The following is a 311-nucleotide window of genomic DNA, read 5'->3' as shown; positions in this document are numbered from 1 at the left end:
TAATCCCCAGGCAAGGATAAAATATGTCTCATCGGAAACATTCATCAATGAATTTTTAGAACACCTCCGTCTCAATGATATGGAAAGTTTCAAAAAAACCTATCGCAATCTGGACTTACTTCTAATTGATGACATTCAGTCTCTCCGTAATAAAGCAACAACACAGGAAGAATTTTTCCATACTTTTAATGCGCTTCATGAAAAAAATAAGCAGATTGTACTCACAAGCGACCGTAATCCCGATCACTTAGACAATTTGGAAGAAAGACTAGTAACACGTTTCAAATGGGGGTTAACCAGTGAAATCACTC

The 311-nt window shown here is 36.7% G+C and carries 1 protein-coding gene; it reads left to right on the top strand.

The window, feature by feature from the left end:
* Window positions 1-311 (top strand): DnaA ATPase domain-containing protein (locus tag C1E99_RS12320; protein ID WP_238146240.1); only part of this gene is annotated, 311 nt, incomplete at both ends.

This window comes from Streptococcus suis (genome assembly GCF_002964045.1).
Classification (GTDB): domain Bacteria; phylum Bacillota; class Bacilli; order Lactobacillales; family Streptococcaceae; genus Streptococcus; species Streptococcus suis_U.
Note: the sequence above shows the minus strand (reverse complement) of the source record. Positions and strands in the feature narration are given on the sequence as shown.